23 protein-coding genes are annotated in these 21,766 nt (G+C 41.7%); 8 read left to right on the top strand and 15 right to left on the bottom strand.

Annotation, left to right across the window (positions count from 1 at the left end; all coding sequences use genetic code 11):
• Positions 1-2: 2 nt before the first annotated feature.
• Both tsaE and ADH49_RS02115 read right to left on the bottom strand, forming a co-directional pair.
• Positions 3-452, bottom strand: a complete 450-nt coding sequence (gene tsaE / locus ADH49_RS02120) for a tRNA (adenosine(37)-N6)-threonylcarbamoyltransferase complex ATPase subunit type 1 TsaE (RefSeq protein ID WP_006596890.1) — start codon at positions 450-452, stop codon at positions 3-5.
• A 121-nt stretch (positions 453-573) separates the two neighbouring features.
• Entirely contained in the window at positions 574-1,995 is a 1,422-nt protein-coding gene (locus ADH49_RS02115) for an NCS2 family permease (RefSeq protein WP_048688804.1), read from the bottom strand.
• Between the two features lie 253 nt (positions 1,996-2,248).
• Here ADH49_RS02115 and ADH49_RS02110 point away from each other — a divergent pair, with 253 nt between their 5' ends.
• From ADH49_RS02110 to serS, 7 genes are all read left to right on the top strand, one after another.
• Positions 2,249-3,061: a Cof-type HAD-IIB family hydrolase gene (locus ADH49_RS02110; RefSeq protein WP_048688800.1), complete on the top strand. Its 813-nt coding sequence runs from the start codon at positions 2,249-2,251 to the stop codon at positions 3,059-3,061.
• 290 nt (positions 3,062-3,351) lie between these two features.
• A complete protein-coding gene (gene adhP, locus ADH49_RS02105; RefSeq protein ID WP_048688797.1) occupies positions 3,352-4,374 on the top strand; it encodes an alcohol dehydrogenase AdhP in 1,023 nt (340 codons plus the stop codon).
• 355 nt (positions 4,375-4,729) lie between these two features.
• Positions 4,730-5,719 (top strand): PTS sugar transporter subunit IIB, encoded by a 990-nt coding sequence (locus ADH49_RS02100; RefSeq protein ID WP_048688796.1) that lies wholly within the window; start codon positions 4,730-4,732, stop codon positions 5,717-5,719.
• A gap of 27 nt (positions 5,720-5,746) precedes the next feature.
• Positions 5,747-6,550, top strand: coding sequence for a PTS mannose/fructose/sorbose transporter subunit IIC (locus ADH49_RS02095; protein WP_048688795.1), 804 nt, complete (start codon positions 5,747-5,749; stop codon positions 6,548-6,550).
• A gap of 18 nt (positions 6,551-6,568) precedes the next feature.
• Complete coding sequence (locus tag ADH49_RS02090) at positions 6,569-7,480, top strand: PTS system mannose/fructose/sorbose family transporter subunit IID (protein ID WP_048688793.1); 912 nt, start codon at positions 6,569-6,571, stop codon at positions 7,478-7,480.
• Positions 7,481-7,560: 80 nt separating this feature from the next.
• Entirely contained in the window at positions 7,561-7,929 is a 369-nt protein-coding gene (locus ADH49_RS02085; protein ID WP_048688789.1) for a DUF956 family protein, read from the top strand.
• 218 nt (positions 7,930-8,147) lie between these two features.
• Positions 8,148-9,425 carry a serine--tRNA ligase gene (gene serS, locus ADH49_RS02080; RefSeq protein ID WP_048688786.1) on the top strand — a complete coding sequence of 426 codons (1,278 nt, stop codon included), beginning with the start codon at positions 8,148-8,150 and terminating at the stop codon, positions 9,423-9,425.
• 42 nt (positions 9,426-9,467) lie between these two features.
• Here the strand turns inward: serS and ADH49_RS02075 are convergent, their stop codons facing one another.
• From ADH49_RS02075 to ADH49_RS02015, 13 genes are all read right to left on the bottom strand, one after another.
• A complete protein-coding gene (locus ADH49_RS02075; protein WP_048688781.1) occupies positions 9,468-10,238 on the bottom strand; it encodes an acetyl-CoA carboxylase carboxyl transferase subunit alpha in 771 nt (256 codons plus the stop codon).
• Positions 10,238-11,098 carry an acetyl-CoA carboxylase, carboxyltransferase subunit beta gene (gene accD / locus ADH49_RS02070; protein ID WP_006597410.1) on the bottom strand — a complete coding sequence of 287 codons (861 nt, stop codon included), beginning with the start codon at positions 11,096-11,098 and terminating at the stop codon, positions 10,238-10,240. The genes ADH49_RS02075 and accD overlap by 1 nt, the downstream gene beginning before the upstream one ends.
• An 88-nt stretch (positions 11,099-11,186) precedes the next feature.
• On the bottom strand, positions 11,187-12,554 hold the full coding sequence (locus ADH49_RS02065) for an acetyl-CoA carboxylase biotin carboxylase subunit (RefSeq protein ID WP_048688778.1): 1,368 nt from the start codon (positions 12,552-12,554) through the stop codon (positions 11,187-11,189).
• 10 nt (positions 12,555-12,564) lie between these two features.
• Positions 12,565-12,987, bottom strand: a complete 423-nt coding sequence (fabZ, locus tag ADH49_RS02060; RefSeq protein ID WP_006596902.1) for a 3-hydroxyacyl-ACP dehydratase FabZ — start codon at positions 12,985-12,987, stop codon at positions 12,565-12,567.
• On the bottom strand, positions 12,984-13,472 hold the full coding sequence (gene accB / locus ADH49_RS02055) for an acetyl-CoA carboxylase biotin carboxyl carrier protein (protein ID WP_048688775.1): 489 nt from the start codon (positions 13,470-13,472) through the stop codon (positions 12,984-12,986). The genes fabZ and accB overlap by 4 nt, the downstream gene beginning before the upstream one ends.
• Before the next feature lies 1 nt (position 13,473).
• Entirely contained in the window at positions 13,474-14,706 is a 1,233-nt protein-coding gene (gene fabF / locus ADH49_RS02050) for a beta-ketoacyl-ACP synthase II (RefSeq protein ID WP_048688771.1), read from the bottom strand.
• A gap of 18 nt (positions 14,707-14,724) precedes the next feature.
• On the bottom strand, positions 14,725-15,459 hold the full coding sequence (gene fabG, locus ADH49_RS02045) for a 3-oxoacyl-[acyl-carrier-protein] reductase (protein ID WP_048688768.1): 735 nt from the start codon (positions 15,457-15,459) through the stop codon (positions 14,725-14,727).
• A gap of 12 nt (positions 15,460-15,471) precedes the next feature.
• Positions 15,472-16,392: an ACP S-malonyltransferase gene (gene fabD / locus ADH49_RS02040; protein WP_048688765.1), complete on the bottom strand. Its 921-nt coding sequence runs from the start codon at positions 16,390-16,392 to the stop codon at positions 15,472-15,474.
• Between the two features lie 24 nt (positions 16,393-16,416).
• Complete coding sequence (gene fabK, locus ADH49_RS02035; RefSeq protein ID WP_048688761.1) at positions 16,417-17,382, bottom strand: enoyl-[acyl-carrier-protein] reductase FabK; 966 nt, start codon at positions 17,380-17,382, stop codon at positions 16,417-16,419.
• Positions 17,383-17,492: 110 nt separating this feature from the next.
• Positions 17,493-17,717: an acyl carrier protein gene (locus ADH49_RS02030; protein WP_003003892.1), complete on the bottom strand. Its 225-nt coding sequence runs from the start codon at positions 17,715-17,717 to the stop codon at positions 17,493-17,495.
• A 54-nt stretch (positions 17,718-17,771) separates the two neighbouring features.
• The gene (locus ADH49_RS02025) at positions 17,772-18,746 is read right to left on the bottom strand and encodes a beta-ketoacyl-ACP synthase III (RefSeq protein ID WP_048688758.1); all 975 of its coding nucleotides are present in this window, start codon (positions 18,744-18,746) and stop codon (positions 17,772-17,774) included.
• A complete protein-coding gene (locus ADH49_RS02020; protein ID WP_006597415.1) occupies positions 18,746-19,180 on the bottom strand; it encodes a MarR family winged helix-turn-helix transcriptional regulator in 435 nt (144 codons plus the stop codon). Before ADH49_RS02020 ends, ADH49_RS02025 begins: the two co-directional genes overlap by 1 nt.
• A gap of 98 nt (positions 19,181-19,278) precedes the next feature.
• Positions 19,279-20,070 (bottom strand): enoyl-CoA hydratase, encoded by a 792-nt coding sequence (locus ADH49_RS02015; protein WP_048688753.1) that lies wholly within the window; start codon positions 20,068-20,070, stop codon positions 19,279-19,281.
• 212 nt (positions 20,071-20,282) lie between these two features.
• Between ADH49_RS02015 and ADH49_RS02010 the strand changes: the two genes are divergently transcribed.
• Positions 20,283-21,632, top strand: coding sequence for an aspartate kinase (locus ADH49_RS02010; RefSeq protein WP_048688749.1), 1,350 nt, complete (start codon positions 20,283-20,285; stop codon positions 21,630-21,632).
• Positions 21,633-21,766 lie beyond the last annotated feature (134 nt).

Genomic DNA, 21,766 nt, shown 5'->3' with positions numbered 1-21,766 from the left:
CTTCAAGCTCCTACAGAAGTTAGAAATGAGTCCTTTAATTGTTCTGCACGTTCACCGACAGCTGACAAGCGTATCTCACGTCCGTCGCCGTCCTTGAGCAGTTCAACCTTTAAATATCCAGCAGGAAGACTGGTCTCTAGCAGTTCGCCCCACTCAATAACGGTCACCCCTTCACCAAACAAAAAGTCATCCAAATCAATCGAATCTGGATCGTCTCCAATACGATAGACATCCAGGTGATACAAGGGTAAGCGACCTTCATATTCTCTCACAATGGTATAAGTGGGACTTTTAATCATCTGACGAATATCCAACCCTTGAGCTAGGCCTTTTGTAAAGGTTGTTTTCCCAGCCCCCAGATCCCCTGTCAGAATCACGACATCCTGTTTTTCTAACCGTTGACCCAACTGTTTTCCAAGGGCCATCAACTCTTGTTCATTTTGACTTTTCATTGCTCCATTATACCAAAAATAATTGATTCTTGCCCACTATTTTTAGTCGATCACCTTCGGCCTCACCTGAGACAATCAAAAAAGCTTGGACCTTCTGTCCAAGCTTTCTTCTATGTTCATTCTAGTGCAAGGCCATACTGATAAAGTTCAAGATGAACAAGGCATCTAAAATCCAAATCATACTGTGAACTTCTTTGGCTTCACCTTTGACCAATTTGGTTACTGTATAAGTAATAAAACCTGCTGCAATTCCATTTGTGATGGAATAACTGAATCCCATAAAGATAGAGGTGAAGAAGGCTGGTACAGCTTCTGCCATATCATCCCAATGGATGTTTTTCAAGCTACTCAACATCATGATCCCAACGATGATCAAAATCGGTGCTGTGGCTGCTGTCGGTACAATAGCAAGAAGGGGACTAAAAATACTTGACACTGCGAAACAGATGGCTACTACAAGGGCTGTCAAACCAGTCCGTCCACCAGCTCCGATACCCGCAGCTGACTCAACATAAGTCGTCACATTCGAAGTACCTGCAATAGCACCAACAGATGTCGCTACGAGGTCTGAATAAAGGGCTTTATCCAATTTAGCGGATTGATGATTTTCACCATTTGTGGCAACAATACCAACTTTTTCACCAGTTCCAATCAAGGTACCAATCGTATCAAAGATATCTGTCAATGAGAAAGCGAGGATGGCCATCAAGGTTTCAGGAAGACGAGAAGTATTGGTAATCAAAGAACCTAATCCTTCTGAACCAAGTGCAGCTCCAAAAATTTTGCCAAGATCATTAACGGCTGCTCCAAGATGGGTACTACCAAAGTCAATCGTTGAAAGATCAACAATGCCAAACACAATAGCGAGGATTGTTGTCGTAAGGATAGAAAGGATAATTCCTCCTTTAATGCCCTTGATGACAAAGAAAACAGTAATGGCTAAGCCAGCCAAGGCAAGGAGGACTGTCGGACTATTGAAACTAACAAGTCCTGGAACCGCTGCAGAATTTGCTGTAATCGCTGCATTCGCTTTGTCAGCCCCTTCTCCTGCCACCGTATAGGTATGCGGATCAATCGAAAACTTCAACAAGCCAGCATTTTTGATTCCCACATAAGCCAAGAAAATTCCGATACCAGCTGAAATAGCTGAACGCAAAGCATTTGGAATGGACTCAATAATCATTTTCCGAACATTAGTTAATGTGATAATCAAGGAAATTAATCCACAAATAAATACCATTCCCAAGGCTTCTTTCCAAGAATAGCCCATCCCAAATACCACTGTAAAGGTAAAGAAGGCATTCAAGCCCATTCCTGGCGCTTGGGCATAAGGCAGATTCGCGTAGAAAGCCATCATGAGAGTCCCAACGACTGACCCAATAATGGTTGCTAGAAATACTCCCTGAGCAGGCATTCCTGTTTGGGAGAGCATTTGAGGGTTTACAAATAAGATATAAGACATGGCAAAGAAGGTCGTTAAACCAGCTAATACCTCTGTACGAACCGTTGTTCCGTGTTCAGATAGTTTGAAAAACTTATCCATTTTTCTAATAAACTCCTTAAAAAAAATAAATCTGCTCGTAACTCAATCACGAACAATACCAATATTTTATCAAAAATCATTCACTTTTACAAGAGATTCATCTGGACAATCTTTCGTGTCACATCGTCTTCTATTCGAAAGACTGAAATTTTTCTGTTTATCTGGTATAATGGTAGCATTCTTCTTAAAATATGGCACTTCTATACTCCACATTTAGAGTAAGAAAAACCATACAAATGAAAGGAATCTTCCTATGAATAAAAAACTAATCGCTGTCGATTTAGATGGCACCTTATTAAATTCTGAGAGCAAATTATCTCCCTTTACGATTAAAACCATCCAGAAAGTCAGTGAACAAGGTCACCGGGTTATTATTACAACTGGGCGTCCCTATCGAATGGCAGATCATATCTATAAGGAATTGGGATTGGAAAGTCCCATGATTAACTTTAACGGCGCTCTCACTCATATTCCAAATAAAAAATGGTCGAAAGAACTATCCATGACCCTTGATAAAAGATACCTCCTAGATATGGTCGAGAGAGAAAATGACATCCAAGCGGACTTTATTGCAGGAGAGTATCGCAATAAGTTCTATGTCACCCATACCTACCACCATACTATTGATCCCGCCTTATTTGGGGTTTCAAAAATCTCCTCCAAAACAAAATTCGAAGCTCGTAAAGTTACCGAAAATCCGAATGCCATCCTCTTTCAAACACGCGCTGAAGATAAGTATGCTTTAGCCGAAGAAATGCGTGATTACTACCATCACGAGCTAGAAATCAATAGCTGGGGTGGACCCCTCAACATTCTGGAGTGCGCTCCAAAAGGGGTCAATAAGGCCTTTGCCCTCAACTATCTCCTCGAGACATACGGACTTGATCGGAAAGACCTCATCGCCTTTGGAGACGAACAAAACGATACAGACATGTTGGCTTTCGCAGGAACTGGTTATGCAATGAAAAATGCCAATCCTATCCTCCTCCCCTATGCGGATAAACAAACCGAGTATACAAATGATCAGGACGGCGTTGCTCGTCAACTAGAAAAACTCTTCTTATAAATAAAGAGAATCGCTTGAATCACCTTTTATAAAAGATGGTTCAAGCTTTTTTATTTTCTCAAACATACGGAACCTTATAGGGACTTTTTCTGAAAGTAATTTAACTGGTTAAGTTTATTTTCAGAAAATTTTCTATGTAAACGCTTGCTAACTGATGGAGTTTGTGATAAAATTAACATAACAAAAATAAAAAAGGAGCCTAGCTCGTTTCATACGATAATGATTCAAGTGATGTTACTTCTCGTTTTATTACCGTCTCTAATTCAACTAAGCTCTTGAGGAGGAAAACTATGAAAGCTGTTGTTGTAAATCCAGAAGGTACTGGTGTTGAAATCGTTGCAAACAAAGACGTGCGCCCATTGGAAACAGGGGAAGCGCTTGTCCAAATCGAATACTGTGGTGTCTGCCACACGGACTTGCACGTTGCTCACGGAGACTTTGGTAAAGTTCCAGGACGTGTTCTAGGACATGAAGGAATCGGAATTGTTAAAGAACTTGCTCCTGATGTCAAGAGCCTCAAAGTTGGGGATCGAGTCAGTGTCGCATGGTTCTTCGAAGGATGTGGTACTTGTGAATACTGTACTACTGGTCGCGAAACCCTTTGCCGTACTGTAAAAAATGCTGGTTACTCTGTTGATGGAGGAATGGCTGAACAATGTATCGTTACTGCAGATTACGCAGTGAAAGTACCTGAAGGTTTAGATCCAGCTCAAGCTTCTTCTATTACCTGTGCCGGGGTTACAACCTACAAAGCTATCAAAGAAGCCAAAGCTGAACCAGGACAATGGATCGTTATCTATGGAGCTGGTGGACTGGGTAACTTGGCTGTTCAATATGCCAAGAAAGTCTTCAACGCTCATGTCATCGCTATTGATATCAACAACGATAAACTCGAATTGGCTAAAGAAGTTGGGGCAGACTTTGTCATTAATGGTCGCGAAGTCGAAGATGTTCCAGGATTGATCAAAGAAAAAACAAATGGTGGAGCTCACTCTGCTGTCGTAACCGCTGTTTCTAAAGTAGCCTTCAACCAAGCTGTTGATTCAGTTCGTGCGGGTGGCCGCGTTATCGCAGTCGGACTTCCTTCTGAAATGATGGACCTCAGTATTGTAAAAACAGTATTAGATGGCATCCAAGTCATCGGTTCCCTAGTAGGAACTCGTAAAGACTTGGAAGAAGCCTTCCAATTTGGTGCAGAAGGATTGGTTGTTCCAGTTGTTCAAAAACGTCCAGTAGAAGATGCTGTCAAAGTCTTTGACGAAATGGAAGCCGGAACCATTCAAGGACGTATGGTACTTGACTTCACCAACTAATCAACTCAACCTATTAGACCAGTCCAAATGGGCTGGTCTTTTTTAGTTTCTCACAAACAGGACCTGCAATAGGTTGCTATATTTTTATTTTACCTATTAGAACCTACTACTACTCTTTTCAGAAACTTCGAATCCCCTTCGTTCCCCTCTTATCAAGGATTTTCAAATTTAATAGCCAAAGAAGTTTACCAACATCTAAAAATAGATGTTAACAATTTAATATATCAAAGAATCTATTTTTCCTTTAATTTAGTACTGAAAAATTGACTTTATTATGAAAACGTTTTATAATAAATAAGCTTAAAGTTTTCTTAAACTGAAAGTCAAACAAATTTTATAAGGAGGAATGTCAATAATGAGTATTGGTATCATTATTGCTAGCCACGGTGAATTTGCAGCTGGAATCCACCAATCCGGCTCGATGATCTTTGGGGATCAAGAGAAAGTTCAAGTGGTTACGTTCATGCCAAGTGAAGGCCCAGATGATCTCTATGCTAAATTCAATGCTGCTGTTGCTGCATTTGATGCAGAAGATGAAATCTTGGTTTTGGCTGACCTTTGGAGTGGTTCTCCATTTAACCAAGCGAGTCGTGTCATGGGGGAAAATCCCGATCGTAAATTTGCGATCATCACAGGATTAAACCTTCCGATGTTGATTCAAGCTTATACAGAACGTTTGATGGATGCAAATGCCGGCGTTGATCAAGTCGCTGCAAACATCATCAAGGAAGCAAAAGACGGTGTCAAAGCTCTTCCAGAAGAATTGAATCCTGTTGAAGAAGCTAGTACAGCCACTGCTGCTCCTGTAGCCCAAGCTGCTATTCCAGAAGGAACGGTTATCGGAGATGGAAAACTCAAGATTAACCTTGCCCGCTTAGATACACGTCTTCTTCATGGACAAGTTGCAACTGCTTGGACACCTGATTCAAAAGCGGATCGAATTATCGTAGCTTCAGACTCAGTTGCCAAAGATGAGCTCCGTAAAGAGTTGATCAAGCAAGCAGCACCAAATGGTGTGAAAGCAAACGTTATCCCAATTCAAAAATTGATCGACGTTGCAAAAGATCCACGCTTTGGCGAAACACATGCTTTGATCTTATTTGAAACACCTCAAGATGCCCTTCGTGCCATCGAAGGCGGTGTGCCAATCAAAACTCTGAACGTTGGTTCAATGGCCCACTCAACTGGTAAAACCATGGTCAACAATGTCTTGTCAATGGATAAAGATGACGTGGCTACATTTGAAAAAATGCGTGATCTTGGAGTTGAATTTGACGTCCGTAAAGTACCAAATGACTCTAAGAAAGATTTGTTTGACTTAATTAACAAAGCTAACGTTCAATAATCGATTACTTACGAAAGGATTTTAAACATGTCTATTATTTCTATGGTATTAGTGGTCGTTGTTGCCTTCTTAGCAGGTCTTGAAGGTATCCTTGACCAATTCCAATTCCACCAACCACTTGTTGCCTGTACCTTAATCGGTTTGGTAACAGGTAACTTGACTGCCGGTGTTATGCTTGGTGGTTCCCTTCAATTACTTGCACTTGGCTGGGCCAACATTGGTGCCGCAGTTGCACCCGATGCTGCCCTTGCATCTGTCGCTGCTGCCATCATCATGGTACTTGGGGGAGACTTCAGTACAAAAGGAATCGCTGTCGCTCAAGGTGTCGCTATTCCACTTGCAGTTGCTGGTCTTTTCTTGACCATGATCGTCCGTACCCTTTCCGTTGGTTTGGTTCACACTGCCGACGCAGCTGCTAGAAAAGGGGATATCAAAGGTGTAGAACGCGCTCACTTTGTGGCCCTTCTTCTTCAAGGTCTTCGTATCGCCATTCCTGCAGCCCTTCTTTTGATGATCCCTGCTGACACTGTTAAAGGTGCTCTTGAAGCGATGCCTGCTTGGTTGTCAGACGGTATGCAAATCGGTGGTGGTATGGTCGTAGCCGTTGGTTACGCCATGGTTATCAACATGATGGCAAGCCGTGAAGTTTGGCCATTCTTTGCCATTGGTTTTGCTCTTGCTGCCGTTAGCCAATTGACCTTGATCGCCCTTGGTGCAATTGGTGTTGCCCTTGCCTTGATCTACCTTTCTCTCTCTAAGAAAGGTGGCAATGGAGGTGGCGGAGTTGCTACTTCTAATGACCCAATCGGCGATATCCTTGAAGACTATTAAGAAAGGTGTGACACTATCATGACTGAAAAATTACAATTATCTAAATCAGATCGTCAAAAAGTTTGGTGGCGTTCAACCTTCTTGCAAGGTTCTTGGAACTATGAACGGATGCAAAACTTGGGTTGGGCTTACTCATTGATCCCAGCTATCAAAAAACTTTACACGAAGAAAGAAGACCAAGCGGCTGCTCTTGAGCGTCACATGGAGTTCTTCAACACTCACCCATACGTAGCTGCTCCAATCATCGGGGTAACTCTTGCCCTTGAAGAAGAAAAAGCAAATGGCGTTGCGATTGATGATGCCGCTATCCAAGGGGTTAAGATTGGTATGATGGGACCTTTGGCGGGTATCGGAGATCCTGTCTTCTGGTTTACAGTTCGTCCAATCCTTGGAGCTCTTGGTGCATCTCTTGCCTTGACAGGTAACATCCTTGGCCCACTCATCTTCTTTATTGCATGGAATGCGATTCGTATGTCCTTCTTGTGGTACACCCAAGAACTTGGATACAAAGCAGGTTCTGAAATTACCAAAGATATGTCTGGTGGGATCTTGCAAGATATCACTAAAGGAGCTTCTATCCTCGGAATGTTCATCCTTGCTGTCTTGGTAGAACGTTGGGTATCTATTAAATTCATCTTTAATGTTTCTTCTGTCAAATTAGACGACAAAGCTTATATCCACTGGGATAAACTTCCTGAAGGATACAAGGGTATCCAAGAAGCCTTCGCTCAAGTTGGTTCAGGTCTATCTCAAACACCTGAAAAAGTTACGACTTTCCAACAAAACTTGGATTCATTGATTCCTGGTTTGATGGGATTGCTTCTTACTTTCGCTTGTATGTGGTTGCTTAAGAAGAAAGTATCTCCAATCACTATCATCATCGCCCTCTTTGTAATCGGTGTCTTGGCACACGTTGCTGGCTTGATGTAATCAAAAATCAACTAAAAAGAAGGTTTCGGCCTTCTTTTTATTATGATATAATGGAATGAATAGAAATACAGGAGGATCACATGGCGCAATCACAGAATAAAACCGTGGAATTCCATACCACTGGTGTCTCTTATCTAGGTGTTGGTGGAAAGGTTGGAAAAATCTTAGTTGGAGATGTGGCTTTTGAATTTTACGCAGATGCTAATGTAGAAGACTACGTCCAAATTCCCTGGAAAGAAATCGAACAGATTGGAGCCAACGTATCCGGGCGTAAAATTAGCCGCCATTTTGAAATTTACACCAAGGAAAGCAAGTTCCTATTTGCTTCTAAAGACTCGGGGAAAATCTTAAAAATTGCCCGTCAACACCTTGGGAATGATAAAATTGTCAAGCTACCGACCTTGATCCAAACCATCGCAGCTAAAATTAAAAATCTATTTGCAAAATAGCTTCTTTTCTTGTATAATAAACGAAAACGGATAAGTAAATTAAGGAAATCTTTCAGAAAGTCTGCGGTTGCTGTGAGCAGATAGAGGACTTAATTGAAATTCTACCGTTTATCAAAAAATTGAAGATCAAATCAAGTGCACACCTGTGAAGTTGGATGGAACCGTGGCCCTGCCACTCCAACACTGTAACAGGTGTGCTTTTTGTTAAAGGAGAAGCTATGTTAGATATTAAACGAATTCGTACAGACTTTGATACAGTTGCTGAAAAATTAGCGACACGCGGTGTAGATGCTGCCATCTTGAACGAAATGAAAGAAATCGATGCCAAACGTCGTGACATCTTGGTCAAAGTAGAAAGCCTCAAGGCTGAGCGCAACACCGTATCTGCTGAAATCGCTCAAGCTAAGCGAAATAAAGAAAATGCAGATGATAAGATTGCTGCCATGCAAACTCTCTCTGCAGAAGTTAAAGCTCTTGATGCAGAATTGGCAGAAATCGATGCAAAATTGACAGAATTTACTACGACTCTTCCAAACATCCCTGCTGATAGCGTGCCTGTTGGAGCTGATGAAGATGATAACGTAGAAGTTCGCCGTTGGGGAACTCCTCGCGAGTTTGACTTCGAACCTAAAGCTCACTGGGACCTTGGAGAAGACTTAGACATCCTTGACTGGGAACGTGGTGGAAAAGTCACTGGCGCTCGTTTCCTCTTCTACAAGGGGCTTGGAGCTCGCTTAGAACGTGCTATCTATAACTTTATGTTGGATGAGCATGGCAAGGAAGGATACACAGAAGTCATCACCCCTTACATGGTCAACCACGATTCTATGTTTGGTACTGGTCAATATCCAAAATTCAAAGAAGATACTTTTGAACTCAGCGACACCAACTATGTCTTGATTCCAACCGCTGAAGTACCTCTGACCAACTACTACCGTGACGAAATCATCGATGGCAAGGATCTCCCAATCTACTTTACTGCGATGAGCCCTTCTTTCCGTTCAGAAGCAGGTTCTGCTGGTCGTGACACTCGTGGTTTGATCCGTTTACACCAATTCCATAAGGTAGAAATGGTCAAATTTGCCAAACCGGAAGAATCATATGAAGAATTGGAAAAGATGACAGCCAACGCTGAAAACATCCTTCAAAAACTGAACCTTCCATATCGTGTCGTGGCTCTCTCAACAGGAGATATGGGCTTCTCAGCTGCTAAGACTTACGACTTGGAAGTTTGGATCCCTGCTCAAAACACCTACCGTGAAATTTCAAGCTGCTCAAACACTGAAGATTTCCAAGCACGTCGTGCTCAAATCCGTTACCGTGATGAAGCAGATGGTAAGGTTAAACTTCTCCACACCTTGAATGGTTCTGGATTGGCTGTTGGACGTACAGTGGCAGCTATTCTTGAAAACTATCAAAACGAAGATGGTTCTGTAACTATTCCTGAAGTCCTTCGTCCATACATGGGTGGAGCTGAAGTCATCGCACCAAAATAAAGTTTAAAAAAACTGAGACTTGCAAATTGCAAGCTCAGTTTTTTAATATTTACGAAAACGTTGGTAACGTTGCTCTAGAAGTTCTTCGAGAGGCAAGGCTTGTAGCTCCTTCAATTCTGCTTTGATTTCCTTCTTCACTTGAGCTAGTAATTCGCCATTAGAAAAACCATGCTCCGGAATCACCTTGTCCACAATATCCATATTCAACAACTCATGCGAAGTAATCTTCATCAATTCAGCTGCTTCCATGGCACGGCTTCCGTCTTTCCAGAGAATAGAGGCAAATCCTTCTGGACTCAGAACTGCATAGATGGAGTTCTCTAGCATCCAGACCTTGTCTGCTACAGCTAAAGCAAGAGCCCCACCTGAGCCACCTTCTCCGATGATAATCGCGATAATCGGAACTTTTAAGTCACTCATTTCCATGAGGTTGCGGGCAATAGCCTCACCCTGTCCCCGCTCTTCAGCACCAACACCCGGATAAGCACCCGCAGTGTTGATGAAGGTTACTACTGGACGACCAAATTTCTCCGCCTGTTTCATCAGACGCAAGGCTTTTCGATAACCTTCTGGGTGGGGTTGGCCAAAGTTTCGACTGAGGTTGTCCTGAAGATTCTTTCCCTTTTGAATACCGACAACCGTCACCGCTTGATCCCCTAACCAGCCAATTCCGCCAATCACTGCACCGTCATCTCGGAAATTCCGATCTCCATGTAATTCGATAAAATTATCAAAAATTCCATGTGCATAATCGAGAGCTGTCAAACGTCCTTGGTCACGAGCTTCTTTAATAATTTGTGTTATTCTTGTCATTACTTCCCTCCATGAAAGGCTAACAAGTCTGCGATTGTTGAACGCATCTCACTACGCTGGACAATCACATCCACAAAGCCATGCTCCTGCAAAAATTCAGCCTTTTGGAAATTATCCGGTAACTGTTCCCGTACAGTAGACTCGATCACTCGTCGACCTGCAAATCCCACAAGGGCCTGGCTCTCTGCAATGATAATATCCCCTTCCATTGCAAACGACGCCGTTACCCCACCTGTTGTTGGGTCTGTTAGAACTGTCAGATAAAACAAGCCTGCTTTTGAGTGTCTTTGAACAGCTGCAGAGATTTTAGCCATCTGCATCAAACTGACGATTCCTTCTTGCATCCGAGCGCCACCAGAAGCGGTAAAGAGCACAACTGGGAGCTTTTCTTCTGTCGCCAATTCAAATAGACGCGTAATCTTTTCACCGACCACAGAGCCCATAGAAGCCATGATGAAATTAGAATCCATAATACCAAGAGCCACTTGATGCCCCCCGATCTTTGCAGTTCCTGTTAGCACAGCTTCATCAAGTCCTGTCAATTCACGAACAGCCGCCAATTTCTTCTTGTAGTTTGGAAACTTAAGCGGGTCCTTGGTCTCAATACCCGTAAACAGTTCAATAAAGCTTCCTGGATCAATCGTCAATTGAAGTCGCTCAACCGCAGAGATGCGGAAGGTATAACCACACTTAGGACACAGACGTTCACTTCCCAGATCCTTTTGGTAAATCGTATGTTTACAGCCCGGACACTGAGAAAACAACTCATCTGGAACCTCTGGTTTTGGCTGAGGTGCTTCAATGGCCGACCGATTGGGATTAATTCGAATGTACTTATCTTTTTTAGAAAATAAAGCCATCAACTTCTCCTTACTTGGTAAAAGAACTTTGTAATTGTGCGCGTTCATTCCTTGTGAAAATGAATCTCACATTTACAAAGTTCATTGCTTATTGATTTTTCTGATAATTTGGTAAAAATGTCTCCATCAGAAAGGCGGTATCGTAATCACCAGCAATCACATTCGAATCTGAAATCAAATCCAATTGGAAATCACTGTTGGTCATTACACCGTCAATTTCCAACTCATAGAGGGCGCGTTGCATCTTCATCAAGGCATCGAAACGATTCTCTCCATGGACAATGATTTTGGCAATCATACTATCGTAGTAAGGTGGAATCGTATAGCCAGGGTAGACAGCTGAATCCACGCGCAAGCCGACTCCTCCACTTGGAAGATAGAGATTGGTGATTTTTCCTGGACTTGGTGCAAAGTTAAAGGCAGGATTTTCTGCATTGATCCGGCATTCAATGGCATGGCCAGAAATTTGAATATCTTCTTGACGAACAGTCAATTCTTGCCCAGCAGCAATTTTAATTTGCTCTTTCACGATATCAATTCCTGTGACAAATTCTGTCACGGGATGCTCGACTTGAACCCGAGTGTTCATCTCCATGAAGTAAAATTCGCCTTTACCTTCATCGTAAAGAAACTCGATTGTCCCCGCATTTTCATAGCCAACAGATTCTGCTGCTCGGACAGCTGCAGATCCGATTTGGTCTCGAATTGTCTTACCGATTGCTACGGATGGAGATTCTTCGAGAACCTTTTGGTTGTTTCTTTGAAGGGAACAATCCCGTTCACCCAAATGAACCACATGCCCAAATTGGTCAGCCAAGATTTGAACTTCAATATGACGAGCTGGGTAGATGACACGTTCAAGGTACATAGCTCCATTTCCAAAGGCCGCCTTAGCTTCTGTCGAAGCAGATTCAAAAGCTGGGACTAGGTCTTCTGCCCGTTCTACTTTACGGATCCCTTTACCGCCTCCTCCAGCTGATGCCTTGAGCATGACAGGATAGCCAATCCGATCGGCAACTTCCAAGGCTTCTTCAGCTGTATGAACTTCACCATCTGATCCTGGAATTACAGGTACACCTGCTTTTATCATTTGTGCTCGGGCATTAATTTTATCCCCCATCATATCCATGACAGATCCTGATGGTCCGATAAACTTAATCCCGACTTCCTCACACATGGTGGCAAACTTCGAATTTTCACTCAAAAATCCAAATCCTGGGTGAATCGCTTCTGATCCAGTCAAAACTGCTGCAGATAAAACAGCATTCATGTTCAAATAAGACTCGGTTGATTTGGCAGGCCCAATACAAACTGCTTCATCCGCTAGTAAGGTATGCAAGGCTTCCTTATCAGCCGTTGAATAGACAGCGACTGTTTCAATTCCTAATTCACGAGCAGCTCGAATAATCCGGACCGCAATTTCACCACGATTCGCGATTAAAATTTTTCGGAACATAGAAACCTCCCTAGTTACCAATTGCAAATGTTAGGGTCCCGCTAGCAGCTAATTTCCCATCGACTTCCGCTTTTGCTTCCACGACCGCAATCGAACCACGACGCTTGACAAAGGTAGCCGTCATTACGAGCTGATCTCCCGGAACGACTTGTTTTTTAAATTTAACCTTATCCATTCCAGCATAAAAGACTAATTTTCCTTTATTTTCTGGTTTGGATAATTCTAAGACACCAGCAGTTTGTGCCAAGGCTTCCATAATGAGGACACCTGGCATTACTGGGTAGCTTGGAAAGTGCCCATTAAAGAAGGGCTCATTGATCGTCACATTCTTAATGGCTACAATCGTATCCTCACTTGTTTCAAGGACGCGATCCACCAACAACATCGGATAGCGATGCGGAAGAGCCTCTTTAATAGCTTGAATATCGATCATTTAATCCGTACCAATCCTTTCCCAAACTCAACCATTTCTTCATTTGAAACAAGGATTTCAGTGACAATTCCATCCTTTGGTGCAGGAACTTCGTTCATAACTTTCATCGCTTCAATAATCAATAGGGTTTGGCCTTTTGAAACACTATCTCCAACCTGAACAAAAGCTGGTTTATCTGGACCTGAAGCTAAATAAGCTACACCAACAAGAGGACTTTCAACCACTTCCCCTTCTGCTGCTACTGCTGGACTTGCTTCAGGAGCTGGTGCTGAAGAAGCAACTGGTTCTTCTGCAAGAACAACAGGGCTCTCAACAGCAGGTGCCACTTCTTGAACTACAGGAGCCGGCGTAGCAGGTTGTGGGCTAGCTACACTGCCAGCATTTTTACTAAATGATAGCACATCCGTTGCATTTTGATAGCTAAATTCACGAAGACTAGATTGGTCAAATTGACTCATTAGGTCTTTAATCTCTTGAATATTCACTTTATCCCTCCCAACGTTTAAAGGCTAAGACAGCATTGTGTCCTCCAAATCCAAATGTATTGGAAATAGCAAAGGAAATCGGACGTTCTTGCCCTTCACCAAAGATGACATTGGCTTCAATATAATCTGATAACTCTTGTGTTCCAGCAGTTTTTGGAACATATTGATGGCGAATTGCTTCAATCGTCGCAATAGCTTCAACTGCCCCTGCTGCTCCCAAGAGGTGACCTGTAAATGATTTTGTAGAAGATACTGGAACTTCTGTACCAAATACAGAAACGATTGCACCACTTTCTCCTTTTTCATTTGCTGGAGTAGAGGTACCATGGGCGTTGACATAATCAACTTGAGCTGGTTCAATTTCTGCCTCATCCAAAGCCAACTTCATAGCTTTAATAGCACCTTGACCTTCTGGATGTGGAGAAGTCATATGGTAAGCATCACAAGTATTTCCGTAACCCACGACTTCAGCAAGAATGGTTGCACCACGTTTTTCAGCGTGTTCCAAACTTTCAAGTACCAACATTCCTGATCCTTCCCCCATCACAAAACCATTCCGATCTTTATCAAATGGAATAGAAGCACGAGTTGGATCTTCTGTTGTTGAAAGAGCTGTTAGGGCTTGGAAACCGGCGATTGCAAATGGTGTAATAGAAGCTTCAGAACCACCGACCAACATCAAATCTTGGAAACCAAACTTGATAGCGCGGAAAGCATCCCCAATCGCATCATTGGAAGAGGCACAAGCAGTATTGATCGATTTACAAATTCCATTAGCTCCAAAACGCATCGCAACATTACCAGATGCCATATTTGGCAAAGCTTTTGGAAGGGTCATTGGTTTGACACGTTTTGGTCCTTTTTCATGCAAACGAATCACTTGATCTTCGATTTCTTTGATACCACCAATACCAGAAGCAACAATGACACCAAAACGATCTTTATCAATAGCTTCTACATCTAAACCTGCATGATTCACAGCTTCTTGAGCGGCATACAAGGCATACAAAGAGTAGTTGTCAAAGCGGTTTGTATCTTTCTTGATAAAGTACTTATCAAATGGGAAATCTTGGATTTCAGCTGCATTATGAACAGCAAAGTCACTGTGGTCAAATTTTGTAATCGGACCAATTCCAATCCTTCCTTCTTTTAAGCTGTTCCAAAATTCTTCTGGAGTGTTTCCGATTGGAGATGTCAAGCCATAGCCTGTTACAACAACACGATTTAATTTCATTTCAAAACCTACCTCTTTTTATTGCATGGTTAAGCCACCATCAATTGCGATGACTTGCCCTGTTAGATATTCTTGAGTCGCAAGAAAGACTGCAACATCTGCCACTTCTTCTGTATTTCCAAATCGTTTCATTGGAATTTGAGCGAGAGACATTTCTTTAATTTTTTCAGGAAGTCCTTCTGTCATATCAGACTCAATGAAGCCCGGCGCAATGACATTGACACGGACATTTCTACCAGCTACTTCACGTGCTACAGATTTAGAAAAACCAATCAAACCAGCTTTTGAGGCTGCATAGTTGGCTTGTCCAACATTTCCTGTCAGACCGACAACACTCGACATGTTAATGATAGCACCTTCACGTGCTTTGGTCATCGGTTTTAAGACCGATTGTGTCATATTAAAAGCACCGGTCAAATTCACCTTCAAGACTTGCTCGAAATCTTCTTCCGTCAATTTCAACATGAGCTTATCATTGGTAATCCCAGCATTGTTGACAAGGATGTCTACTGAGCCAAGTGCTTCAATCGCTTCCGCGACCATTCGTTTCGCTTCCGCAGCTTGGGATACGTCCCCAGTAACGCCAACTACCTTCACACCGTATGAGGCAAATTCATCCACTAGGCCTGCTGGGAGCTCTCCACGACTATTTAAGACAATGTTGGCACCTTTTGACGCAAATTTATGCGCAATAGCCAATCCAATGCCTCGACTTGAGCCAGTAACAAATACATTTTTATTCTTTAGTTCCATAGTCACCTCATCTTATTCGTTCAGTAGGGCATCAAGGCTGGCTTGATCCTCCACATTTTTCGTTGGAAGAGTTTTATCAATCTTTTTCAAGAAACCAGTCAAGACCTTACCTGGACCAATTTCAATCACTTCATCTACTCCAAACTCTTGAATCGTCGCAATCGAATCATAGAAACGAACGGGCTCCATCACTTGGCGAGCTAATAAAGCTTTGATTTCGTCTGATTTCATGATCTTTGCTTCTGTATTCCCAACCAAAGGCAAGCTAAAGTCCTTAAAAGTAACTTTTTCAAGTTCAGTCGCCAGTTTTTCACTAGCAGAAGCAAGCAAGGCCGTATGGAAAGGACCAGAGACATTCAGAGGAATCAACCGTTTTGCCCCTGCTTCTTGTAAGAGTTCAACTGCATAATCCACAGCTTCAACCTCTCCACCAATCACAATCTGGGCAGGAGTATTGTAGTTAGCGGGTGTTACAACTCCCTTTTCAGAAGCCTGTTGACAGATTTCTTCAATCAAGGCAGGATCAGTATTCATAACAGCTACCATCTTTCCGCTTCCAGCAGGCGCAGCTGTTTCCATAAATTCCCCTCGCTTAGCTACCAAGGCGACCGCTTCTTCAAAGGAAAGAGCACCTGCGGCAACCAAAGCAGAATATTCTCCCAGGGAGAGACCAGCCACAATATCCGGTGTCATGCCATTTTCTGCCAAAAGACGATAAATAGCTACAGAAGTTGTCAAAATAGCTGGTTGAGTATAGCGTGTTTGATTGAGTTTTTCTTCGTCAGAATCAATCAATTCACGCAAATCATAACCTAGAATACGACTAGCCGTATCAAATGTCTCTTTGACAACGGGATAAGTTGCATACAAGTCACTAGCCATCCCCAATTTTTGGGCACCTTGACCAGCAAATAAGAAGGCACGTTTTGTCACTGTTCTCTTCCTTTCCTTTACTTGTTAGAATTTCACATCTGCCCAGCGAGCTGCTTCTTTCTGAATGACCTTAGCAGCTCCAAGATAGATATCTTCCAAGATTTCAGCACAGGTTTCTTCTTTACTTACGAGACCTGCAATTTGTCCTGCCATCACAGATCCGTTATCAACGTCTCCGTCAACAACCGCATTGCGAAGAGCACCTGCTCCTAATTCTTCAATTTCTTCTTGAGTCTTCTTACCTGCCAAGAAATCTTTTTCAGCTTGGTTATAGGCAGAAGCCAATTTATTCTTAATCGCACGAACTGGGTGGCCAACAACTGACGCAGACACCACTGTATCAATGTCCTTAGCTTTCAAGATTTTATTCTTAAAGTTTTGGTGAGCATTTGATTCTTTAGCAACGACAAATCGTGTTCCCACTTGAACAGCATCTGCTCCAAGCATGAAGACCGCAGCCGCTCCTGCACCATCTGCAACACCACCAGCACCGATAACTGGAATAGAGACCGCTTCGACCACTTGACGAACCAAGGTCATGGTCGTCAACTTACCAATATGACCTCCTGCTTCCATTCCCTCAGCAATGACAGCATCCGCACCTAGTTTTTCCATCCGTTTTGCTAAAGCTACTGAAGGTACAACCGGAATAACGGTAATGCCCGCTTCATGGAAACGATCCATGTATTTCCCAGGATTCCCTGCACCAGTGGTAACAACTTTAACCCCTTCTTCGATAACCAAGTCAACGATGTCATCTGCAAAAGGAGAAAGGAGCATGATATTGACTCCAAAAGGTTTGTCAGTAATGGATTTGACACGATCAATATTCGCTTTGACAACTTCTTTAGGTGCATTTCCTCCACCGATGATCCCAAGACCACCTGCATTAGATACAGCCCCAGCAAGATCTCCATCCGCTACCCAAGCCATACCACCTTGGAAAATTGGATATTTAATGTTTAATAATTCAGTAATTCGTGTTTGCATAGTACCTTCCTCATTTTCGCTTAAGTAATAGTTTGAAAGCGATTCTTTGCTTTGAGCGTCAAACTATTACCTAAACAAGAGAGAATATCTTTCGATACTCTCATCCATTATTATTTAGTTTTTTCTTCTACGTAAGCAACAAGGTCCCCTACAGTAGACAATCCTTCTTCAGTTTCAATTTGAATGTCGAATGCATCTTCAATTTCTGAAATCACTTGGAACAAATCCAATGAATCAGCTTCAAGATCTTCAAAAGTAGACTCAAGAGTTACTTCTGATGGTTCTTTACCAAGTTCTTCAACGATAATTTCTTGTACTTTTTCAAATACTGCCATGATTGGCCTCCTTAAAATAATAAAAATTTTTAAAATGTGTTACCACATATTTAACTAGATTGTAACAAGAAGTGAGCCCCATGTCAAACCTCCACCAAATCCTGACAGAAGAATTATTTGACTTCCATCCAATTTGATTAGTCCTTGGTCGACACACTCCGATAATAAAATTGGAATACTTGCGGCACTGGTGTTGCCATATTCCATCATATTTGCAGGAAGTTTTTCCCGATCAACCCCGATTTTCTTAGCCATTTTATCTAAGATACGGTCATTTGCCTGATGCAAGAGGAAATAGTCAATTTCATCAACAGCTACTGGAGCATTAGCCAACATATGTTTAATACTCTTAGCCACATCCCGAATAGCAAAATCAAAGACTGCTCTTCCATCCATTGATAGATATTTTTTATCTTCTTCCTTATCTGAATATGGTGAAGATAAACCAACAGATGATGATTGAAGAACCTCTCCACGAGAACCATCTGAAAATAAACTTTCAGCTAAAAAAGTTTGTTGTTCGGAAGCTTCCAATAAAACACCGCCAGCACCATCCCCAAATAGGACCGCTGTTGTCCGATCTTCCCAATCAATCACTTTCGATAAGGTTTCACTCCCAATAACGATTCCTCGTTTGTACTGGCCAGACCGAAGCAACTTTTCAGCAGTCGCAAGCGCAAAGACAAATCCACTACAAGCTGCTGTCAAATCAAAAACAAAAGCTTTAGAGGCCCCAATTTTAGCTTGAACACGAGCTGCAGTGGATGGCATCATGGAATCGGGCGAAATCGTTGCAACAATAATAAAATCCAACTGATCCGCTTGTAAACCACTTTTTTCAAGCAAGCGTCGAGCCACTTCCGTAGCTAAATCGCTGGTTGATTCTGATTGAGTAATATGACGCTTCCGAATTCCTGTCCGACTAGCAATCCACTCATCGCTGGTATCCATCCGTTCAGAAAGATCCTGATTAGAAATCACTTGGCTTGGCGCATAATGGGCTACCTGACTAATTTTTGCAAAAGTCATTATTTCAACTCCTCCAAGAAACGATAAAGATTCTGCAACCCTTTTTGCATCACTTTCCGTTCATCTGGAGACATCCCATCAATAATTTGATTGACCATCCGCTTGTGAAATTGTTGGTGAAGCCGATACAAGAGCTTGCCTCTTTTGGTCAAACTCAAATGGACGACCCGACGATCAACTTCAGATCTGGTTCGTTCAATATAACCTTTTCGTTCAAGATTATTTAAACTGGTAGTGACTGTACCTAACGTTACCATTAACGAACGCGAAATATCACTTGGAGTTGCGTTTGGTGTTGAGCCGATGACATCAATGGTGTGCATTTCCTTAATGGAAACATCATTAAATCGACTGCTACGTAAACTAGTTTCTTCGATGACTAATACGTTGTTAAAAATGGATGTAAGGTAATCATTGACTAGTTGAAAATTCAAAAACCACACCCCCTATTCATTACTTTGATAATCGAATTTTATCAAAAATCAAACCAAATAGCAAGCCTCAGCAACAAAAACATAAAAATTTTACGTTTTTATTTTCCTTGGAATTTTGGGCGCCGACGCTCTGAATAGGCATTAACTCCCTCTTTAAAGTCTTCCTTTAGAGAAAGATTTCTCTGCAATCTCAACTCAATTTCAGCATAACGATCCCAGTCAGTCAGCATGCTTGACCAAGCCAACTCTTTAATCGCAGCAAAAGAATTGTCTGAGCTACGTCTTAACTTGATGAGTAGTTGGTTGACAGTCTTGTCTAATTTTTCTACTTCAAAAACCTTGTACACAACGCCATATTCCAGAGCCTTTTCAGCACCTAATGGTTCACCAGTCATTGCTAACTGAGTTGCTCTAGTCAAACCAATGGCTCTTCCTAAAAGGAATAGACCACCAGCATCAGGAGCCAAACCGACCCCAACAAAGGCTTGAATAAACTTGGCTTTATCAGAAGCAATACAAAAGTCCGCCGCTACTGCCATATTAGCAGTTGCTCCTGCAACCGCACCATCTGCAACCATAATCACTGGTTTTGGAATTTGCTTCATTTTTTTAGAGATTTGATTGACCAATTCCGCAATTTGCGTTAACGAATCGATATCATCAGCATCAACAGCCCGTTTCATCTCAGCTAAATCACCACCAACTGAAAAAACCTTGCCGACTGCTTTAAATAAAATAAAACGCACATCTGGATTCTTCTCAGCTAATTCTAATGCTTCAAGGATTTCCTGACACATTGGAATGTTAAAACCATTTGAAACCTCTGGTCTATTTAAAATAATAGATGCGAGATCCTCTTCTACAGAATAAATAATCGTTTCGAACACCATAAGCCACCTCTTTACTAATTAGCTATTCAAATTGTTTGATAATTGAACTTATTTATTTTCATATTATTTTAGCACAACTACTTTGAGAAGTAAATTACATTTTCATAACAAAGTGTCTCACCCGAAAGACTCGCTTGATAACAGTGTTTTTTAGATTGTAACCAAGCCTTATCTTTGGTATAATTTAAAGTAAGTTTTGTAAAGGAGTCCACATGAAAGTAGTTAAATTTGGTGGTAGTTCGTTAGCATCTGCTACCCAGCTAGAAAAAGTATTCAATATTGTTAAAGAAGATGAAACCCGTCAATACGTGGTCGTTTCTGCTCCAGGGAAACGCAATGCTGAGGACACAAAAGTCACAGATGCCCTCATCAAGTATTATAAAGAATATACCAACGGAAAAGATACGAACCAAAGTCAAGAATGGATTATCAATCGCTATCGTTCCATTACAGAGGAGTTAAACTTAGACGAGGAAATTATCGAAGAGATTGCTAGAGATATCAAATCCCTTGCAACACTTCCCAAGTCCGATAATACCTTCTTATATGATACCTTCTTAGCAGCTGGAGAGAACAACAATGCAAAACTCATTGCAGCTTACTTTGTAAAAAAGGGTTTAGAAGCAAAATATATCCATCCAAAAGATGCAGGTATCTTTGTAACAAGTGAACCTTGCAATGCCCGCATTCTCCCTTCTAGTTACGATAAGATTGAAGAACTGAGAAATCATAATGAAATTTTAGTGATCCCTGGATTCTTTGGAATTACTAAAGAAGGACAAGTCTGTACTTTTTCAAGAGGTGGTTCTGATATTACAGGATCTATTATTGCAGCGGGAGTTAAAGCAGATCTCTACGAGAACTTTACAGACGTCGATGGTATTTTTGCAGCTCACCCTGGCATTATCAAACAGCCACATTCTATTCCTGAATTAACCTATAAAGAAATGCGGGAATTAGCCTATGCTGGCTTTAGTGTCCTCCATGATGAAGCACTTGTTCCTGCTTATCGTGGAAAGATTCCAATGGTGATCAAGAACACCAACAATCCAAAACATCCAGGTACGAAGATTGTGCTGAACCATACCGATGAAAATGTTAAAGTCGTTGGAATTGCAGGAGACTCTGGATTTGTCAGCATTAATACCACCAAATACCTAATGAATAGAGAAGTCGGTTTTGGTAGAAAATTATTGCAAATTTTAGAAGATTTGAATATTAGTTGGGATCATATGCCAACAGGTATTGACGACTTATCAGTAATTCTTCGGTCAAAAGAATTGACTCCAATTAAAGAACAAGAAATTTTAAAACATCTAATCCAAGATTTACAAGTAGATTATGCCGAAATTGAACATGATCTTTCCATTATTATGATTGTCGGAGAGAATATGAAAAATCAAATTGGTGTAACAGCTACAGCCACAAAGGCTTTATCAGAAAATAACATTAATATCCAAATGATTTCTCAAGGATCCAGCGAAGTTTCCATCATGTTTGTCGTAAATCAAGAACAAGAAAAACAGGCTATTAAAGCTCTATACAATGTATTCTTTAACTAAGAAAAAGGTTCGAAAGAACCTTTTTTTACTTTATTAATAAAGAGAAATAAAAAAACCCTTTCGGGTACTGACTCCGCCAGTAGGACTCGAACCTACGACATCATGATTAACAGTCATGCGCTACTACCAACTGA

Source organism: Streptococcus sp. 400_SSPC, from assembly GCF_001072745.1.
In the GTDB taxonomy this organism is placed as follows: Bacteria; Bacillota; Bacilli; order Lactobacillales; family Streptococcaceae; genus Streptococcus; species Streptococcus xiaochunlingii.
This window is presented reverse-complemented; position numbering and strand designations above follow the sequence as displayed.

What these genes read in the sequence shown, in the direction of transcription:
- tsaE (WP_006596890.1), bottom strand. Translation starts at nt 452, where the DNA reads ATGAAAAGTCAAAATGAACAAGAGTTGATGGCCCTTGGAAAACAGTTG.
- accD (WP_006597410.1), bottom strand. Translation starts at nt 11,098, where the DNA reads ATGGCTTTATTTTCTAAAAAAGATAAGTACATTCGAATTAATCCCAAT.
- fabG (WP_048688768.1), bottom strand. Translation starts at nt 15,459, where the DNA reads ATGGAACTAAAGAATAAAAATGTATTTGTTACTGGCTCAAGTCGAGGC.
- ADH49_RS02085 (WP_048688789.1), top strand. Translation starts at nt 7,561, where the DNA reads ATGGCGCAATCACAGAATAAAACCGTGGAATTCCATACCACTGGTGTC.
- ADH49_RS02065 (WP_048688778.1), bottom strand. Translation starts at nt 12,554, where the DNA reads ATGTTCCGAAAAATTTTAATCGCGAATCGTGGTGAAATTGCGGTCCGG.
- ADH49_RS02100 (WP_048688796.1), top strand. Translation starts at nt 4,730, where the DNA reads ATGAGTATTGGTATCATTATTGCTAGCCACGGTGAATTTGCAGCTGGA.
- adhP (WP_048688797.1), top strand. Translation starts at nt 3,352, where the DNA reads ATGAAAGCTGTTGTTGTAAATCCAGAAGGTACTGGTGTTGAAATCGTT.
- ADH49_RS02095 (WP_048688795.1), top strand. Translation starts at nt 5,747, where the DNA reads ATGTCTATTATTTCTATGGTATTAGTGGTCGTTGTTGCCTTCTTAGCA.
- ADH49_RS02110 (WP_048688800.1), top strand. Translation starts at nt 2,249, where the DNA reads ATGAATAAAAAACTAATCGCTGTCGATTTAGATGGCACCTTATTAAAT.
- fabK (WP_048688761.1), bottom strand. Translation starts at nt 17,382, where the DNA reads ATGCAAACACGAATTACTGAATTATTAAACATTAAATATCCAATTTTC.
- ADH49_RS02015 (WP_048688753.1), bottom strand. Translation starts at nt 20,070, where the DNA reads ATGGTGTTCGAAACGATTATTTATTCTGTAGAAGAGGATCTCGCATCT.
- fabZ (WP_006596902.1), bottom strand. Translation starts at nt 12,987, where the DNA reads ATGATCGATATTCAAGCTATTAAAGAGGCTCTTCCGCATCGCTATCCG.
- ADH49_RS02030 (WP_003003892.1), bottom strand. Translation starts at nt 17,717, where the DNA reads ATGGCAGTATTTGAAAAAGTACAAGAAATTATCGTTGAAGAACTTGGT.
- ADH49_RS02075 (WP_048688781.1), bottom strand. Translation starts at nt 10,238, where the DNA reads ATGACAAGAATAACACAAATTATTAAAGAAGCTCGTGACCAAGGACGT.
- ADH49_RS02090 (WP_048688793.1), top strand. Translation starts at nt 6,569, where the DNA reads ATGACTGAAAAATTACAATTATCTAAATCAGATCGTCAAAAAGTTTGG.
- serS (WP_048688786.1), top strand. Translation starts at nt 8,148, where the DNA reads ATGTTAGATATTAAACGAATTCGTACAGACTTTGATACAGTTGCTGAA.
- ADH49_RS02025 (WP_048688758.1), bottom strand. Translation starts at nt 18,746, where the DNA reads ATGACTTTTGCAAAAATTAGTCAGGTAGCCCATTATGCGCCAAGCCAA.
- ADH49_RS02010 (WP_048688749.1), top strand. Translation starts at nt 20,283, where the DNA reads ATGAAAGTAGTTAAATTTGGTGGTAGTTCGTTAGCATCTGCTACCCAG.
- fabF (WP_048688771.1), bottom strand. Translation starts at nt 14,706, where the DNA reads ATGAAATTAAATCGTGTTGTTGTAACAGGCTATGGCTTGACATCTCCA.
- ADH49_RS02115 (WP_048688804.1), bottom strand. Translation starts at nt 1,995, where the DNA reads ATGGATAAGTTTTTCAAACTATCTGAACACGGAACAACGGTTCGTACA.